General features: G+C 62.5%; 14 protein-coding genes. 10 read left to right on the top strand and 4 right to left on the bottom strand.

Going from position 1 to position 16,274, the window contains the following annotated elements; genetic code table 11:
• Positions 1 to 34 precede the first annotated feature (34 nt).
• Together accD and M8744_RS14710 are read left to right on the top strand one after the other, a co-directional pair.
• Positions 35 to 1,000, top strand: a complete 966-nt coding sequence (gene accD, locus M8744_RS14715; protein WP_251419112.1) for an acetyl-CoA carboxylase, carboxyltransferase subunit beta — start codon at positions 35 to 37, stop codon at positions 998 to 1,000.
• Between the two features lie 76 nt (positions 1,001 to 1,076).
• A complete protein-coding gene (locus M8744_RS14710; protein ID WP_251419110.1) occupies positions 1,077 to 2,354 on the top strand; it encodes a bifunctional folylpolyglutamate synthase/dihydrofolate synthase in 1,278 nt (425 codons plus the stop codon).
• 442 nt (positions 2,355 to 2,796) lie between these two features.
• On the opposite strand, the gene M8744_RS14705 is transcribed toward M8744_RS14710, so the two are convergent.
• On the bottom strand, positions 2,797 to 3,240 hold the full coding sequence (locus M8744_RS14705; protein ID WP_251419108.1) for a lytic transglycosylase domain-containing protein: 444 nt from the start codon (positions 3,238 to 3,240) through the stop codon (positions 2,797 to 2,799).
• Positions 3,241 to 3,438: 198 nt separating this feature from the next.
• Entirely contained in the window at positions 3,439 to 4,497 is a 1,059-nt protein-coding gene (gene zapE / locus M8744_RS14700) for a cell division protein ZapE (RefSeq protein ID WP_251419106.1), read from the bottom strand.
• A 115-nt stretch (positions 4,498 to 4,612) separates the two neighbouring features.
• On the opposite strand from zapE, the gene M8744_RS14695 reads away from it, so the two are divergent.
• The 8 genes from M8744_RS14695 (at position 4,613) to M8744_RS14660 (ending at position 13,697) form a co-directional block, all read left to right on the top strand.
• Positions 4,613 to 5,998, top strand: a complete 1,386-nt coding sequence (locus M8744_RS14695) for a cytochrome ubiquinol oxidase subunit I (RefSeq protein ID WP_251419104.1) — start codon at positions 4,613 to 4,615, stop codon at positions 5,996 to 5,998.
• A gap of 4 nt (positions 5,999 to 6,002) precedes the next feature.
• On the top strand, positions 6,003 to 7,013 hold the full coding sequence (locus tag M8744_RS14690; protein ID WP_251419102.1) for a cytochrome d ubiquinol oxidase subunit II: 1,011 nt from the start codon (positions 6,003 to 6,005) through the stop codon (positions 7,011 to 7,013).
• A 90-nt stretch (positions 7,014 to 7,103) separates the two neighbouring features.
• Positions 7,104 to 8,777, top strand: a complete 1,674-nt coding sequence (locus tag M8744_RS14685) for a bifunctional protein tyrosine phosphatase family protein/NAD(P)/FAD-dependent oxidoreductase (protein ID WP_251419100.1) — start codon at positions 7,104 to 7,106, stop codon at positions 8,775 to 8,777.
• Between the two features lie 132 nt (positions 8,778 to 8,909).
• A complete protein-coding gene (locus tag M8744_RS14680) occupies positions 8,910 to 10,673 on the top strand; it encodes a SulP family inorganic anion transporter (RefSeq protein WP_251419098.1) in 1,764 nt (587 codons plus the stop codon).
• A 10-nt stretch (positions 10,674 to 10,683) separates the two neighbouring features.
• On the top strand, positions 10,684 to 11,316 hold the full coding sequence (locus tag M8744_RS14675) for a 2-dehydro-3-deoxygalactonokinase (protein ID WP_251419096.1): 633 nt from the start codon (positions 10,684 to 10,686) through the stop codon (positions 11,314 to 11,316).
• 217 nt (positions 11,317 to 11,533) lie between these two features.
• On the top strand, positions 11,534 to 12,136 hold the full coding sequence (locus M8744_RS14670; protein ID WP_251419094.1) for a LysE family translocator: 603 nt from the start codon (positions 11,534 to 11,536) through the stop codon (positions 12,134 to 12,136).
• 87 nt (positions 12,137 to 12,223) lie between these two features.
• The gene (locus tag M8744_RS14665; RefSeq protein ID WP_251419092.1) at positions 12,224 to 12,634 is read left to right on the top strand and encodes a Spy/CpxP family protein refolding chaperone; all 411 of its coding nucleotides are present in this window, start codon (positions 12,224 to 12,226) and stop codon (positions 12,632 to 12,634) included.
• A gap of 100 nt (positions 12,635 to 12,734) precedes the next feature.
• The gene (locus tag M8744_RS14660; protein ID WP_251419090.1) at positions 12,735 to 13,697 is read left to right on the top strand and encodes an acetyl-CoA carboxylase carboxyltransferase subunit alpha; all 963 of its coding nucleotides are present in this window, start codon (positions 12,735 to 12,737) and stop codon (positions 13,695 to 13,697) included.
• 21 nt (positions 13,698 to 13,718) lie between these two features.
• Here M8744_RS14660 and M8744_RS14655 read toward each other — a convergent pair whose 3' ends face one another.
• Positions 13,719 to 14,783 carry a P1 family peptidase gene (locus M8744_RS14655; protein ID WP_251419088.1) on the bottom strand — a complete coding sequence of 355 codons (1,065 nt, stop codon included), beginning with the start codon at positions 14,781 to 14,783 and terminating at the stop codon, positions 13,719 to 13,721.
• 13 nt (positions 14,784 to 14,796) lie between these two features.
• Complete coding sequence (locus M8744_RS14650; RefSeq protein ID WP_251419086.1) at positions 14,797 to 16,212, bottom strand: FAD-binding oxidoreductase; 1,416 nt, start codon at positions 16,210 to 16,212, stop codon at positions 14,797 to 14,799.
• Between the last annotated feature and the right edge of the window lie 62 nt (positions 16,213 to 16,274).

The raw sequence follows: 16,274 nt of genomic DNA, 5'->3' as shown, positions 1-16,274 counted from the left end.
ATCTGGGGCCATAGTCGCAACGGGGACCGCCTGCATGAACTGGATCACGAACTACGTCCGCCCACGCATCAACTCGATCTTCTCGCGCCGCGAAGTGCCCGAAAACCTGTGGAGCAAGTGCGACGAGTGCGGCACGATGCTGTTCCACCGCGAGCTTAGCAACAATCTGAACGTTTGCACCAGTTGCGGGCACCACATGGCCATTACCCCGCGCGATCGGTTTCGCGCGCTGTTCGATGGTGGTCTGTTTTCCGAGGTATCGGTGCCCGAACCGCTGGCCGACCCGTTGCAATTTCGCGATCAGAAAAAATACCCCGACCGCATGAAAGCCGCCCAGAAACAGACGGGCGAGAAAGAAGCGATGCTGGTTGCCAGTGGCGAAATCGGGCGCACGCCCATCGTGGCCGCCGCGCAAGATTTCAGCTTCATGGGCGGATCGATGGGCATGTATGTCGGCAACGCAATCATCGCCGCAGCCGAAGAAGCGGTGAAACTGAAGCTCCCTCTCATCCTGTTTTCCGCCGCTGGCGGCGCCCGCATGCAAGAAGGCATCCTGAGCTTGATGCAAATGCCGCGCACCACCGTGGCTGTGCAGATGCTGAAAGAGGCAGGGCTGCCCTATATCGTCGTTCTGACCCACCCCACCACCGGGGGCGTCACCGCTAGCTATGCCATGCTGGGCGATGTGCAGATTGCCGAGCCCAATGCACTGATCTGTTTCGCGGGGCCGCGCGTGATCGAACAGACTATCCGTGAAAAGCTGCCCGAAGGCTTCCAGCGCGCCGAATACCTGCTGGATCACGGGATGCTGGATCGTGTGACACCACGCACCCAGATGCGTGAAGAACTGATCACGATTACCCGGATGCTGATGGGCCTGACCCCTGCGATAAAGGGCGATCTGCCCGCACCGGGCGAATTGTCCGGCGACACAGCGGACGAGGCGCAAACCCCAACCAGTGACGCCCCGGGCAACAGCGGCGACGCCTCAAGGGGCTAAGCCGTCGCAAACCCGCCTTGCGCCACGCCCGGCACAAGCTAGAAGCAGGCATAGATCACAGGCGCCAGGGGCCATCATGACACAAAGATCCGATGCCATCCTTGAGCGGATGATGGCACTGCACCCCAAGATCATTGACCTGACACTGGACCGGGTCTGGTCTTTGCTGGACGCGTTGGGAAACCCGCAAACCGCCCTGCCGCCGGTAATCCATATCGCGGGAACCAACGGCAAGGGCAGCACCCAGGCGATGATCCGCGCGGGGCTGGAAGCTGCGGGCAAGCGCGTTCACGCCTATACCTCGCCGCACCTGGCACGGTTTCACGAACGGGTCCGGCTGGCCGGAGACCTGATCTCGGAAGATGCGCTGACGGGGGTGCTGGACGAATGCTACGCCGCCAACAAAGGCGCGCCGATCACCTATTTCGAAATAACGACCTGCGCCGCGATCCTTGCCATGGCCCGCACCCCCGCCGATTACACATTGCTTGAGGTCGGGCTGGGCGGGCGGCTGGATGCCACCAATGTGGTGGACCGCCCCGCGCTGACAATCATCACACCCGTGTCGATGGATCACGAAAGTTTTCTGGGCGACACGCTGGCCAAGATCGCGGGCGAAAAGGCGGGGATAATAAAGCGCGGCGTGCCCGTCATCATCGGCCCGCAAGACGAAACCGCCCTGGAGGTGATCGAGGCACGCGCCGATCGCCTGGGTGCGCCGATACTGGCACATGGTCAGCATTGGCACGCGGGCTCGGAACATGGGCGCATGGTTTATCAGGATGAATCCGGCCTGCTTGACCTGCCTTTGCCGAACTTGCCCGGTGCCCACCAGGTGCAAAATGCAGGCTGCGCGCTGGCCGCGCTGCGTCATCTCGGGTTTGACGATACCGCTACCGAAGCCGCCGTCACGCGCGCCCAATGGCCCGCGCGCATGCAAAAACTCTCGGGCGGGCCGCTGGCGCGATCCGCCCCCATGGCCGAGCTTTGGCTGGATGGCGGACATAACCCTGCCGCGGGCGCCGCCCTTGCCAACCATTTGGCCAACCTGCCGCCGCGCCCCACCTTTCTGGTTTGCGGCATGCTGAACACGAAAGACATTGCAGGTTACCTGCGGCCCCTGGCCCAGGTGGCGCAGGGTCTGACAGCCGTGTCCATTCCCGGCGAGGCGAACACCCTGCCCGCCGAGGAAACCGCCCGCGCCGCCGCCGCGCTGAAACTGCCCGCCGAGACGGCTGCAGATGTGCCGGCGGCATTGGCGCAGATCGCGGCCCATACACCAAAAGCGCGGATCCTCATTTGCGGGTCGCTTTACCTGGCCGGGGCCGTACTGCGCATGCAACAGCCGCAATAAAGCTTGCAAACACCGTGCGGCTTTCGCGCCATGTCGCAAGCCAACCTGCCACGCAAGACCCCGGTTGGGCGGGCCTGCCCCAAGCGGTGCGATGCTGCTAACATGATGTATCGCCCCCGGCGCAAAGAAACTTTGACGTCTTTTCAAGCGATTCGCGCCCAGCGCATAGAATTCGAATCACAAAATATTGACCGATTCGCAATAATTTGCCTAAATGTGGAAAATCACCCGTCCATTCCGCCAACCGGGGCGGAAACCGGAACTGGAAGTGCCGCAGATGCTACACCTTTTCGGAACTGACCTCACCAAGTCTGCACGCTTGCGCAAGCCGCGGCCAGCCAAGGCTTGGCACAACCCGATCATTCCCAACGTCTGAGCAGTCACGGCGGCAGGTGGAAAAGAGGGGCCGATCCAACGGCCCCCTTTTCTTTTGCAGGGCGCCTCAGCTACGTAGCCCCGTTTCTTTCAGCAGCCCCAGCCGCTTGGCTTCGTAGTAATAGCCGCGCGCATACCACATCACCGCGTCATCCCGGTCACGCCCCGAAACCAGCCAGGCGCCGCGCAGGTATTTCACCGCGTATCGCAGGTTGGTTTCGGCATCCAGAAGCTCGAACGGGTCACCACGAAACCCCATCGTGCGGGCGGTCTGTGGCAAAATCTGCATCAAGCCGAAATAAGGCCCGTTCCGCGCGCCCGGCCTATGGGTGCTTTCACGCACGATCACCCGCTGCACTAGGTCCACCGGTACGTCGTAAAGATCCGCGTATTTCCCGATCAGCGCCCGCAATTCGGGCGTTTCGTTGGGGTAAAGCGGCACGTCCCGGGCCGCCTTCGGGGCATCGCTTCGCCCACCGCAACCCGCCAGCGCCAATGCAGACAGTATCATGTATCGCCTGTTCATGGGCTCCGTCATACCACGTACACGGACGTCACGGCAGCACCAGAGAAAATCGCGCGCGGTTTCGCGCCGATTCTCCCCCTCCTCTTGCCCCAAATACCCCCGCGCGGAGCGCAAACCCGAGGATCGCAGCCGAAGGCGAGAACCGCAGGCGCAACGTGTGCGCGGGACGCGCACTCCATCAGGTCACGCCTGTCCCCAGTCTTCGGCCTGCATCTCGCGCAGCCGGCTGGCCGTGCGCTCGAATTCGAACACGCCCTCGCCCTCAAGATAAAGCATTTCGGGCTGGTCCGCGGCTGAACAGATCAGCCGCACCTTCGCTTCGTAAAGCGCGTCTATCAGCGTAACGAACCGCTTGGCTTCGTTGAAATTCGAACGGCCCAGCGTCGGGATGTTCTCAAGGATCAGAACCCGCGTCACCTCGGCCAGCGCCAGGTAATCCGCCGCGCCCAGCATCCGCCCGCAAAGATCGTGGAACGACGCCCTTGCCACCCCGTTGTGATACTGCGGGATTTCCACCTTGCGTCCCTTGACGGTCAGTACCAGCGCATCACCCGCCCCATCGGTCAAATCATTCCAAATGGTGTCGATCTTTTCGCGTGCGACGGCATTGGCGGGGGTGAAATACACCTCTGCGCCTTGCAAGCGATCTTGCCGGTAGTCGCGCGGGCTGGTCAGCTCATGGACCTCCATCCGCTCTTTCAGCAGGTCTATGAAGGGCAGGAAAATCTGGCGGTTCAGCCCGTCTTTATACAGATCGTCCGGCACCCGGTTCGAGGTGGTGACAACAACCACGCCGGCCTCGAACAACCGTTCGAACAGGCGCCCCACGATCATCGCATCTGCAATGTCGGTGATCTGCATCTCGTCAAAGGCCAGCAACCGCACCTCGTCCGATACGGCTTTGGCGACCGGCGCGATCGCATCCTCGACCCCGGTCTTGCGCGCCTCGTGCAAGGCGGCCTGGATTTCCTGCATGAAGGCGTGGAAATGCACACGGCGTCTGGGTACGTCCACCGTATCCACGAACAGATCCATCAGCATCGATTTTCCGCGCCCCACGCCGCCCCACAGGTACAGCCCCTTGATGGGGTCGGGTTTCTTGGCGAACCAGCCGCGCTTCACCGGCGCTTCCAATGCCCGGTGAATGCGCTCGAACTCGGGCAGAGCGGCCTCTTGCGCCGGGTCGGCGTGCAAATCGCCGGCCTGCACAAGTTGGGCATATCTGTCCTGAATACGCGTCATTGCCCCCGAATAGCGCGCGCCGGCGCCGGTGAAAAGAGCAACTGCGCCCTGCCGTCGCATCCCTGTTTAAACCTGCATTTTCAACCTACTTAATCTGTCAAGAATGGAGGTTTAAATGGACGCTCTTATCCTGTCGCGCATTCAGTTCGGCGCGAACATCTCGTTTCATATCCTGTTTCCCACGATCACCATCGCGCTGGGGTGGGTGCTGCTGTTCTTCCGGCTGCGTTACAACCGCACCGGCGACGACGGGTGGCTGCAGGCCTATCGGTTCTGGGTCAAGATCTTTGCCCTGTCTTTCGCCATGGGCGTGGTTTCGGGCATCACGATGTCGTTCCAGTTCGGCACCAACTGGCCCGGCTTCATGGAAACCGTGGGCAATATCGCCGGGCCACTGCTGGCCTACGAGGTGATGACCGCCTTTTTCCTCGAGGCCGTGTTCCTGGGCATCATGTTGTTCGGCCTAAGCCGCGTGCCCGGCTGGCTGCATACTCTTTCAACCTTTCTGGTGGCGTTCGGCACCACCATGTCTGCCTTCTGGATCCTGGCGCTGAACAGTTGGATGCATACCCCGGCGGGTTTCGAGATGCGCGACGGCGTGGCCCACGCAACCGACTGGATGGCGATCATCTTCAACCCGTCCATGCCCTATCGCCTGGCGCACATGTTGCTGGCATCGGGCCTGACCGTGGCTTTCCTGATCGCGGGGATCAGCGCGTTTCGCTGGCTTATCGGCGATCGTTCGGCCGGATTGCGTCGCACGCTGAAAACCGGTCTTGTCATGGGCGCGGTGCTGATCCCCGTCCAGATCGCGGCAGGCGACATGCACGGGCTGAACACGCTGGAACACCAGCCGCAGAAAGTAGCCGCGATGGAGGGCAACTGGGAAACGCGCGGCAACGTGCCTCTGCTGCTGTTCGCCGTGCCGGATGAAGAAGCCCGCGAAAACCGGTTCGAGATCGGCATCCCCAATGGCGCCTCGCTGATCCTGAAACACCATGCCGATGGTGTCGTGCCGGGGCTCAATGATTTCGTGGCGGCCGATGGCACGCCCGAACACCCGCCCGTTGCGCCCGTGTTCTACAGCTTCCGCATCATGGTGGGCACCGGCATGGCGATGTTGCTGCTTAGCTGGGCAGCCATCGCGGTGATGTGGCGGCGCGGCGGGGTCGAAGGGCTGCCCAGGCCGCTGTTGCTGGCGCTGGTGCCCATGGCCTTTTCGGGCTGGGTTGCTACGCTGGCGGGCTGGTACACAACCGAGATCGGCCGACAGCCCTGGCTGGTACAGGGGGTGCTGACAACCAAGAAAGCCGTCGCCGATGTGCCCGCACCCATGGTCGGCACGTCGCTGGCTGCCTACCTGGCGATCTATGCCGTGCTGCTGGCCGCCTATATCGGCGTACTCTTCTACCTCGCGCGCAAGGCCGCGCGGGGCGAAGACCTGAAACGCCCAAGGCCCCGATCGGCCGAGGCGATCGCAATCCAGACACCAGCGGAGTGAACCCATGTACCTTTTCGGAGATCCGGCAACCTGGCTGCCCGTGGCCTTTGCAACCCTCATGGGCCTTTCGATCCTGATCTATGTCGTGCTTGACGGGTTCGACCTTGGTGTGGGGGTTCTATTCCCCTTCGCCGAGGCCGAGGAAAAGGACCGCATGATCGCCAGTATCGGCCCTTTCTGGGATGCCAACGAAACATGGCTGGTGCTGGCCATCGGCATCCTGCTGGTGGCCTTTCCCACGGCGCATGGCGAAATCCTGACGGCGCTATACCTGCCCGTCGCGGTGATGCTGATCGGGTTGATCCTGCGCGGCGTCGCGTTCGAGTTTCGTGCCAAGGCCCCCGCGCACTGGAAACAGACGTGGAACCGGGCGTTCCTGGCCGGGTCGCTGATGACCGCGCTTTCGCAGGGCTACATGTTGGGCATCTATATCATGGGGCTGGAAATCACGCTGCTGACCGTGGGTTTCGCCATTTTGACGGCACTATTCCTGACCATCGCCTACAGCTTCATCGGCGCGGCCTGGCTGATCCTGAAAACCGAGGGCGCGTTGCAGGCCAAGGCCGTCCAATGGGCGCGTGGCGGCATCTTCGGCGTGGTGCTGGGGCTGGGGGCGGTCTCGCTCGCCTCGCCCCTGGTCAGCGCGCGCATCTTCGAAAAGTGGTTTTCCGTGCCCGAGGTTTTCCTGCTCGCGCCGCTGCCGCTTTTCTCGGTGGCGTTGGTGGCGGTTCTCTGGGCGGTGCTGCGCCGCCTTCCCACGCGCGACGACAGCTTTGCCTGGGTGCCTTTCGTGGCGGCTGTTTCGTTGTTCGTGCTAGGCTTTTTCGGAATGGCCTACAGTTTTTATCCCTATGTCGTGCCCGAGAAACTCACGATCTACGAGGCCGCCAGCGCCCCCGAAAGCCTGTTCATCATCCTGGTCGGCACCTGTTTCGTGCTGCCGATGATCCTAGGCTATACCGTGCTGGCTTACACGGTGTTTCGCGGCAAGGCGACGGCGCTTTCCTATGATTGACATCTCGACTGTGACACCGTGGCGCGTAAATGATGCAGATTTCTGAATGTATAAGCTTGCGCAAATCGATTCCAACCGCTGGAGGACGCAATGGACATAAGGAATATTACCGACCAGCTCAGCGTGGCGCCCCAGTTGCAGCCCGCAGACATGGCGGAATTGGCAAAACAGGGCTTCCGCTCGGTCATCTGCAACCGCCCCGATGGCGAGGCATCCGACCAACCCACCTTTGACGAGGTCGCGGCCGCAGCCAAAGACGCCGGGCTTGAAACCCGTTACCTGCCCATCGTTTCGGGAAAGGTCAGCGATCAGGATGCCGAGGATTTCGGCCGCGCGTTGGTTGAACTGCCGGGTCCGGTTATGGCCTATTGCCGCACCGGCACACGTTCGGCAACGCTGTGGTCACTGAGCCAGGCCAGCGAGAAGGAGCCATCCGCCATTCTCGCCGCAACGCAGGCGGCTGGCTATGACATGGCGGGCGTCGTGCGCCGCATCGTCAATGGCGGCAAGACACCCACCAATACAGGCGATGCGAAATTCGACGTGGTGATCGTGGGCGCGGGCGCCGCCGGCATTGCCGTCGCCGCCAGCCTGAAGGAACGCAAACCGGGCCTGTCCATCGCCATCCTCGACCCCGCCGATATCCATTATTACCAGCCCGGCTGGACTATGGTCGGCGCGGGCGTCTTTGATGCTGCCACCACCGCCAAGACCATGGGCAGCCTGATCCCGAAGGGCGTTCGCTGGATCAAATCCGCGGTCGCCGCCTTCGAACCCGACGACAATGCCGTGATTCTGGATGGCTGCCGCGTGGTGAAATACGACCGGCTGATCGTGTGCCCGGGGCTGAAACTCGACTGGCATGCCGTCGACGGGCTGGTGGACACGCTCGGCAAGAACGGCATCACCTCGAACTATCGCTATGACCTGGCACCTTACACCTTTGAACTGGTCAAGGGCCTGCGCGAGGGCCGTGCCCTTTTCACCCAACCGCCCATGCCCATCAAATGCGCGGGCGCCCCGCAAAAGGCGATGTACCTGTCGGCGGATCACTGGCACCGGTTGAACCGCCTGAAAAACATCGACGTGGAATTCATGAACGCGGGCGGCGTGCTGTTCGGGGTCAAGGATTACGTGCCGGCGCTGATGGAGTACGTCAAGAAATACGACGCCACCTTGAATTTCTGGCATAACTTGATCGCCGTCGATGGACCGGCCAAAACCGCCACCTTCCGCGTATCCGAACCCGAGCAGGAACCGCGCGAGGTGACCGTAGAGTTCGACATGATGCATGTTACCCCGCCGCAGGTCGCGCCAGATTTCATCCGGGTCTCGCCCCTGGCCGATGCGGCGGGCTGGGTCGATGTCGACCAGAACACCCTGCGCCACAAGAGCTATGACAATGTCTGGAGCCTGGGTGACGTGATGAACGCCCCCAACGCCAAGACCGCTGCCGCCGCGCGGATGCAAGCCCCCATAGTCGCCGAAAACGTGGTGGCCGATATTCGCGGCAGCAACCCGAAGGCGATGTATAACGGGTATGGTTCTTGCCCGTTGACGGTCGAAAAGGGCAAGATCGTTCTTGCCGAGTTTGGTTATGGAGGCACGCTGCTACCCAGCTTTCCCAAATGGCTGATCAACGGCACCAAGCCCACACGCGCCGCCTGGTTCCTGAAAGAGCAGATCCTGCCCCCCGTCTACTGGAAGGCGATGCTGCGCGGGAAGGAATGGCTTGCCAAGCCTGAGAAAGTTTCTGCCAAGTAAGGCGGATGATTATCCCCTGAAAAGGGCGCGCCATCGGCGTGCCCTTTCGTTTCGGGTTTCTTGGCGTTTGCCCCCTTTTATTTATTCCATATCCTGAATATATCTACGCCGCAGCAGCAAACAGGACGCGCCATGACCCTGCCCAAGATCACCCGTGCCACGCTTGAACGGAATCTGCCCATTTTCGAATGGTCGCGAACCTATGACCGTGACACGCTGACATCGGACATGGTCGCAGCGGTGATCGTGACAATCATGCTGATCCCGCAATCGCTGGCCTACGCGCTGCTGGCCGGTCTGCCACCCGAAATGGGGCTTTACGCCTCGATCCTGCCACTGGTGGCCTATGCCATTTTCGGCACCTCTCGTGCGCTGGCCGTGGGGCCGGTGGCGGTTGTGTCCCTGATGACAGCGGCGGCTATTGGCAATCTCGGTCTGTCGGACCCGGCGCAATACGCGCTGGCGGCCATAACGCTTGCCTTCATCTCGGGGGTGATCCTGATGGTGATGGGCATCTTTCGCCTTGGATTCCTTGCCAATTTCCTGTCACACCCGGTGATCGCGGGCTTTATTACCGCATCCGGTGTGTTGATCGCCTCGTCGCAGTTGAAGCACATCATGGGGGTCGAGGCGCATGGCCATACACTGATCACAATCTGGGGCGACCTGTTCGCCCATCAGCACATGGTAAACCCGATCACGCTGGCCATCGGGGTAACGACAACCGCTTTCCTGTTCTGGGTGCGCAAGGGGTTGAAACCCTTGTTGCTGGCAACGGGCATGAAACCCCGGCTGGCCGACATCCTGGCCAAGGCCGGGCCAGTGGGGGCCGTCGTGGTGACAACGCTGGCGGTCTGGATCTTCGACCTTGAAAACAAGGGGGTGGCCATCGTCGGCGACGTGCCGATGGGCCTGCCGCCCCTTACCGCGCCGTCCTTCAGCGCTGATCTCTGGGGGCAGCTTTTCATATCGGCGCTTCTGATCTCGATCATCGGTTTCGTAGAATCCGTTTCCGTCGCGCAAACGCTGGCCGCCAAGAAACGCCAGCGGATCGTGCCGGACCAAGAGCTTGTCGGCCTTGGCGCGTCGAACATCGCTGCGGCCGTGACCGGCGGTTACCCCGTCACCGGCGGTTTCGCCCGTTCGGTCGTCAATTTCGACGCCGGTGCCGAAACGCCTGCAGCAGGCGCGTTTACCGCCGTCGGAATTCTTCTGGCCGCGCTGCTGCTGACACCGTTGCTGTTCTTCCTGCCCAAGGCCACGCTGGCCGCCACCATCATCGTTGCCGTGCTCAGCCTCGTGGATTTCTCGATCCTGACCAAGGCCTGGGGGTATTCACGCGTCGATTTCGCCGCCGTGGCCGCGACCATATTCCTGACGCTGGGTTTCGGCGTGGAAATGGGCGTGTCGGCAGGCGTGATCCTGTCGATCGGGCTGTTTCTTTACAAGACATCGCGCCCACACGTGGCCGAGGTCGGTCTGGTGCCCGGCACCCAGCATTTCCGCAACATCAATCGGCACAAGGTCGAAACCCGCCCCGAAATGGTCACGCTGCGCATTGACGAAAGCCTTTATTTCGCCAATGCCCGCTTTCTCGAGGATTACGTGTACAACCGCATCTCCTGCGACGAACCGATCCGCCATGTCGTGCTGATGTGCTCGGCCGTGAACGAAATCGACATGAGCGCGCTGGAAAGCCTGGAGGCGATCAACCAGCGTCTGCGCGACCTGGGCATTTCCCTGCACATGTCCGAGGTCAAGGGCCCCGTGATGGACCGCCTGAAACGCAGCCATTTCCTGGATGAACTGACCGGCCAGGTCTACCTGTCGCAATATGACGCGTGGCGCGTGTTGACCGGGCCGCAAGCGCTGGACAGCACGGAGCCAGGCAGCTAAGCCCGCGCCCATGGCACGGATCATCGCCCTTGATACCCCGAACCGGACGGCCCTGTGGCGCGTCACATCGGATGACGCCACTCCAACGGATGCGGGCCAGCCAGACCTGACCGTGTCCGACAGCGCCCCCGCGCAAAGCTTTCCCGCCCGCTTGGCCGGCCTTGGTCCGCTGCGGGGCGATGCCGGGTATCTGCCCGCGCTTGCCCGCCTGCTGACGCTGGGTGCCGTCGCCGAAAACCCCAACTGGGACGGCATTGTTCTGGTGATCCTGTCACCCCATGCCCACTGGACCCATGTCAGCGCCGGCGAGGCAATCAGCGCCCTTGCCACCGTCACCCCAACACTTGTCCAGGCCCTTGGCGCCGATGGTCTTCTGGATCAACCCGCGATGGAAGAGATCATGTCCCGCCCGGAACGGCTGACAAGCGCGCTTGCGGCCGATCCGGACCATGCGCTTTCGCACCTCGTCGGGGCCGACCTGGCGGCCGCGCGGCGCTGGTGGCTGGGTCATCAATTGCGCCTCGTGGGCGACGGGGCGTTGGCCGACGCCTTTGCCGACGCCTTGATGACGCAAGGCGCGCCAGTTGCGCGAACCGACATCGCAACCGCAACCCGGTGCGGGTTGATGGCCCTTGCCACCTGATCCTTCATCTTGCCCGTGAGGCCGCCAAAGGCAGCACGCGCCTGCCAATGGGCCTGTGCGACTGGCAGGCGAAAGCGTGCTGATGCACCCACCGCTCGACAAGGCGTGCAATATGCTGCGGCCTTGATCATGCAGGATCGTCATGGATTGCAAATTCATCGGCTTTTGCCGTCAGTTTGCGATTCCATCTCCACAATCACGGCATAAAGTTGTGGGCATGGAGCAGACACTTCTTTCCGGCCTTGCACTCTTCGCCTTCGTCTCATCGATAACGCCGGGGCCGAACAACATGATGCTGATGGCCTCGGGCGCGAATTTCGGATTTCGCCGCACGATTCCGCATATGTTGGGTATCGGCATCGGGTTCACGGTGATGATCGTGTTGGTTGGGCTGGGGTTAATGCAGGTTTTCGATGCGATACCCGTGTTGCATGACCTGCTGACGATTGTCGGAATCATCTACCTGGCTTGGCTGGCGTGGAAGATCGCCAACGCCGACATGCCGCGCACCGATGGCGTCGTCGGTCGGCCGATGACATTCATGCAAGCGGCACTGTTCCAATGGGTCAACCCCAAGGCTTGGCAGATGGGGCTGACGGCGATCACGCTGTACGCGCCCGACAGGACGTGGCAGGCGATCGGGCTGGTCGCGGTGATCTTCGGCGCCATCAACCTGCCGTCGGTCAGCACTTGGACGGTTCTGGGTCAGCAGTTGCAGCGGGTGCTGTCCAGCCGCCGCCGGTTGCGGGCGTTCAACTGGACAATGGCGGCGCTTTTGCTGGCCTCGCTGATTCCGGTGCTGTGGCCCGGGAAAATGTGACTCAGTGATATTGATTTGCATCAAAGTCACATTCCGCTCTCTGCATATATTTGAGCAACTTGCCTATTCACCAAGTTGGAGTTCTCAATGAGAAAATTTGCCCTTACCGCAATCGCCGCAACCCTCGCCGCCGCCCCCGCACTGGCCGAGGGCCCCCGCGAATTGTCGGCCCCGATCGTCGCATTCACGCCTGTCATCGTGAAAAACGCCGACGTCTTGAACCTGACCGAGGTACAACGCGCCGATCTCAAGCAATGGACCTCGACCATGCCGGCAAAGCGCAAGGCCACCGAAACCGAGGCTCGCGACGCACGGGCGGCCCTTCGCCAGGCGATCATCGAAGGCGCCCCCCAGGCCGAGCGCGAGGCGCTGGCCCAAAAGGTGGGTGAGGTGGAAACCAGGCTGGTGCTGATGCGCTCGGCATGCACCGACCATTGGCGCGGCGTCCTGACCGAAGATCAATTCGCCCAGATGGTGGCGCTTTACCGGGCCAAGTGATGCCATCCGGCGCGGGGCGTCTTTGCCGACGCCCCCGCGCATGATTGCAATTCAACGCGCAGGCAGCCATATAGCCTGAAACAGCGTTGGAGCCGTCGGCATGACCAATTACCTCGACTTCGAAAAACCCCTGGCCGAGATTGAAGGCAAGGCCGAAGAGCTGCGCGCCATGGCGCGCCAGAACGAGGAAATGGATATCGAGGACGAGGCAAGGGCCCTTGACCGCAAGGCCCATGCGCTGCTGCAAGATCTTTACAAATCGCTGACGCCCTGGCGCAAATGCCAGGTGGCCCGCCACCCCGAGCGCCCGCATTGCCGCGATTATATCGAGGCTCTGTTTTCCGAATACACGCCCTTGGCGGGCGACCGGAATTTTGCAGACGACCACGCCGTTATGGGTGGCCTGGCGCGCTTCGACGACCAACCCGTAATGGTGATCGGCCATGAAAAAGGCAACGACACCAAAAGCCGGATCGAGCGTAATTTCGGCATGGCCCGACCCGAAGGATACCGCAAGGCCGTGCGCCTGATGGACATGGCCGACCGTTTCGGCCTGCCGGTCGTAACGCTGGTGGATACGCCCGGTGCTTATCCCGGCAAAGGGGCCGAAGAGCGTGGCCAGTCCGAGGCGATCGCGCGCGCAACCGAAAAATGCCTGGCCCTGCGAGTGCCGCTTGTCAGCGTGATTATCGGCGAAGGTGGCTCGGGCGGTGCGGTGGCCTTTGCCACGGCGAACCGCGTGGCAATGCTGGAACATTCCGTCTACTCGGTGATCAGCCCCGAAGGCTGCGCCAGCATCCTGTGGAAAGACGCCGAAAAAATGCGCGAGGCTGCCGAAGCCCTTCGTTTGACTGCCCAAGACCTGCACAAGCTGGGCGTGGCCGACCGTGTAATCCCCGAACCCTTGGGTGGGGCGCATCGCGACACCACCGCGACAATCACGGCAGTGGGTGAGGCCATCGGCGCGATGCTGGCCGAGATGTCAGGACTGAGCGCGAAAAAACTGCTGTCTGACCGGCGCCGGAAATACCTTGATATCGGGTCAAAGGGGCTGGCGGCCTGAAGGCGGACGACGGCTTGCCCCTTATCTGAAAAGCGCCGCCAACGCGTCCTTGTCGATTGCCCGGCAGACCTTTCCAGCCGGCTTGACAGTGGGCACGTCCTCGGCCGCGACAAGGGCATTCACCACCGCTTCTTCCACCGCCTCGACTGCCGCCAAGTATAGCAGATCAAGGTATTCGGGGTTGATCTCGGTGCGCGTAATCTCGGGCCCGGTCAGCTGCGGCATCGGTTGCGGATCGGCAACCGAGAAGGCAAGGAAGATATCCCCGGAATTGTTTCCGCCCGGCGTTCCGCCACGCCCGATACCAAGGGCTGCCCGCCGCGCCAGGTGGCGCAGCGACAGTGCCGACAGGGGCGCATCCGTGGCCAGAACCACGATGATCGAGCCCATCTCGGCGCCATGTAGCGCGCCCTCGGGCATCAGCCGCCCGACAGGCTGGCCCAACACGTTCAGCCATGGCCGGATACCGTGATTGGCCTGCACCAGCGCACCCAATGTCACATCGCGCCCGCCAACCTGCAGCACGCGCGATGACGTTCCGGTGCCGCCCTTGAACTCGTAGGCGATCATGCCGTTACCGCCACCCACCGCACCCTCGGCCACCGGCCCGGGGGCAGCGGCGTTCAACGCGTCGATCGCGTGATCGGGGCGCACATGCATGGCGGTGATATCGTTCAGCACGCCATCATAGGTCTCGGCCACCACCGGCATGAACCAGGCGTGATTGTCGCGGTAGAACCCGGCATGGCGGCGCAGCATCCAGCGCGTCACGCCGTCATGCACCGCGCCCACCCCGTGGGTATTGGTGATACAGACCGGCCCGACGAAATAGCCGCCATCCTGTATCCAGTGTGTGCCGGTCATCTCGCCATTGCCATTCAGGCTGAATTGCCCGGCACGAACGGGCACGGGCTGCGCCGCGTCTGCATGTGGCACGATCGCGGTTACGCCGGTGCGCATGGCGCGGGCCGGATCGGTCAACGTGGTGCACCCCACGTGGATGCCTGCCACGTCGGTTATCGCGTTCAGCGGACCCGGCGTGCCAGGAAACGGGAGGCCAAGGTCACGGGCGCGCGGTGTGGTCATCTCGCGCAGCCGGTCAATCGTTCACCGGCGGCAGCACCTTGCCGGGGTTCATGATGCCATTCGGGTCAAGCGCCTGCTTGATTGCGCGCATCGCGGCCAGCGCCACCCTGTCCTTGCGCCGGGCCATTGACGACAGCTTGCCCTGGCCGATCCCATGTTCGGCCGAGAACGACCCGCCAAGCCGCAGAACCTCGTCCTCGACCGCCTCGGTCACGGCATCCTTCGTGCGCGCGTCCTCGACACTCATCCAAACGGCATAGTGCACGTTGCCATCCCCCAGATGCGCCACCACGATTGGCTCGGCCCCAGGATCGAGCGCATCGAGCCTTGGGGTCATACGCGCAAAGAACTCGGCCACCTTGTCGACGGGCACCGCGATATCGTTGTTCGACACCGGCCGCCCCGACCCCATGACGATCTCGGCGGCGGCCTCGCGCCGTTCCCACATGGCCTGCCGCTGTGAGTCGTTCTGGGCCACCACAGCATCGAGCAGCAGCCCCTGTTCGAACATGTCGGCCAATGTCTGCTCCAGATGCGCGGCGATGGGCACGACGCCATCGGGCCCCGGCGTTACATCGCGCGGGGCGGTGGCGCCGACCTCGACCATCAGGTTGATGTCGTGCATTTCGTCAAAGGGGGCGCGGTTAGCGGGGTTCAGCCGCTTATGCGCCTCGATATAATTGCGGGGCATGTATTCGAAGGCCTCGACGGCGCCGCCGGTGGCTTCTTGCAAACGATTGAGCAACAGCAGCGCCTGTTCCAGCGTCGGAACCGCCACCATCGCGGTGGCATAGGCGCGCGGTTTCGGCATCAGTTTCAGCACCGCGCGCGTGATCACGCCCAGCGTGCCCTCGGCCCCGACCAAAAGGTGGCGCAGGTTGTAGCCCGAGTTGTCCTTGTGTAGCTCGCTCATCAGGTTGACGACCTCGCCGTTGGGAAGAACGGCCTCGATTCCAAGCACCAGGTCGCGCGTATTGCCATAGCGCAATACGTTCGATCCACCTGCATTGGTCGACAGCACCCCCCCTATCATGGCCGAGCCCTTAGCCCCGAACGTCAGCGGAAATATCAAGCTCTCAGCCTCGGCCGCCTGGTGCATGTCCGACAGGATCACACCGGCATCGACAATGGCGATGCGCGCATCGGGCCGGATTTCGTGAATCTTGTTCATGCGATCCAATGACAAGGTAATGGCACCGACCGCTTGCGTTCCGCCGGCCAAGCCCGTGTTGCCGCTGACAGGCACGACAGGGGTTCCGGTTTCATTGGCCAGCCGGATGACCTGTGCCACTTCCTCGGTGCTGCCCGGGCGCACAACCGCCAACGGATCAGACGGGAAATAGCCCGTCCACTCGGTCATCCAGCGCGCACGCGCATCGCCCGTCATCACGTTGGTCGCGCCCACGATGGCGCTCAGCTTGTCCAGCATCGCCGCTCCTCCAGTATTGCGCGCGTATCGTCGCCCGGCGCGCGACCATTGGCAAGGTGTCG

Source organism: Lutimaribacter degradans (assembly GCF_023703375.1).
Taxonomy (GTDB): Bacteria; Pseudomonadota; Alphaproteobacteria; order Rhodobacterales; family Rhodobacteraceae; genus Lutimaribacter; species Lutimaribacter degradans.
This window is presented reverse-complemented; position numbering and strand designations above follow the sequence as displayed.

What these genes read in the sequence shown, in the direction of transcription:
- accD (WP_251419112.1), top strand. Translation starts at nt 35, where the DNA reads ATGAACTGGATCACGAACTACGTCCGCCCACGCATCAACTCGATCTTC.
- M8744_RS14710 (WP_251419110.1), top strand. Translation starts at nt 1,077, where the DNA reads ATGACACAAAGATCCGATGCCATCCTTGAGCGGATGATGGCACTGCAC.
- M8744_RS14705 (WP_251419108.1), bottom strand. Translation starts at nt 3,240, where the DNA reads ATGATACTGTCTGCATTGGCGCTGGCGGGTTGCGGTGGGCGAAGCGAT.
- zapE (WP_251419106.1), bottom strand. Translation starts at nt 4,497, where the DNA reads ATGACGCGTATTCAGGACAGATATGCCCAACTTGTGCAGGCCGGCGAT.
- M8744_RS14695 (WP_251419104.1), top strand. Translation starts at nt 4,613, where the DNA reads ATGGACGCTCTTATCCTGTCGCGCATTCAGTTCGGCGCGAACATCTCG.
- M8744_RS14690 (WP_251419102.1), top strand. Translation starts at nt 6,003, where the DNA reads ATGTACCTTTTCGGAGATCCGGCAACCTGGCTGCCCGTGGCCTTTGCA.
- M8744_RS14685 (WP_251419100.1), top strand. Translation starts at nt 7,104, where the DNA reads ATGGACATAAGGAATATTACCGACCAGCTCAGCGTGGCGCCCCAGTTG.
- M8744_RS14680 (WP_251419098.1), top strand. Translation starts at nt 8,910, where the DNA reads ATGACCCTGCCCAAGATCACCCGTGCCACGCTTGAACGGAATCTGCCC.
- M8744_RS14675 (WP_251419096.1), top strand. Translation starts at nt 10,684, where the DNA reads ATGGCACGGATCATCGCCCTTGATACCCCGAACCGGACGGCCCTGTGG.
- M8744_RS14670 (WP_251419094.1), top strand. Translation starts at nt 11,534, where the DNA reads ATGGAGCAGACACTTCTTTCCGGCCTTGCACTCTTCGCCTTCGTCTCA.
- M8744_RS14665 (WP_251419092.1), top strand. Translation starts at nt 12,224, where the DNA reads ATGAGAAAATTTGCCCTTACCGCAATCGCCGCAACCCTCGCCGCCGCC.
- M8744_RS14660 (WP_251419090.1), top strand. Translation starts at nt 12,735, where the DNA reads ATGACCAATTACCTCGACTTCGAAAAACCCCTGGCCGAGATTGAAGGC.
- M8744_RS14655 (WP_251419088.1), bottom strand. Translation starts at nt 14,783, where the DNA reads ATGACCACACCGCGCGCCCGTGACCTTGGCCTCCCGTTTCCTGGCACG.
- M8744_RS14650 (WP_251419086.1), bottom strand. Translation starts at nt 16,212, where the DNA reads ATGCTGGACAAGCTGAGCGCCATCGTGGGCGCGACCAACGTGATGACG.